Source organism: Caballeronia sp. INML1, assembly GCF_023631085.1.
Taxonomy (GTDB): domain Bacteria; phylum Pseudomonadota; class Gammaproteobacteria; order Burkholderiales; family Burkholderiaceae; genus Caballeronia; species Caballeronia turbans.
Map to the genome: position 1 here is coordinate 1 of NZ_JALQDT010000123.1, position 246 is coordinate 246.

At 58.5% G+C, this 246-nt stretch carries 1 pseudogene; it reads right to left on the minus strand.

From position 1 onward, the window contains the following. Window positions 1-78: 78 nt before the first annotated feature. Window positions 79-246 (minus strand): annotated as a pseudogene (locus tag NCR38_RS34080) (Clp protease N-terminal domain-containing protein); the annotation flags it as partial.

The following is a 246-nucleotide window of genomic DNA, read 5'->3' on the forward strand; positions in this document are numbered from 1 at the left end:
CTGAAATCGAAGACCGACTGCTGCCTGGACACTGGGAAGGCGATCTCATCAAAGGTGCCGGCAACCAGTCCGCAGTCCTGGCAGACGATCGATCGCGGCGAGCAGCGCGTTCCAGATCGCATCCACGTCGATTTCATAGTGACGCAGGATCGCGGGAATATCTCCTTCATCCGCTTCGATCAGCTTCAAGAGCCAATGCTCGACGGTGATTTCATCGGAAAGGCGCGTCTGGCACAGGCTCGCGGC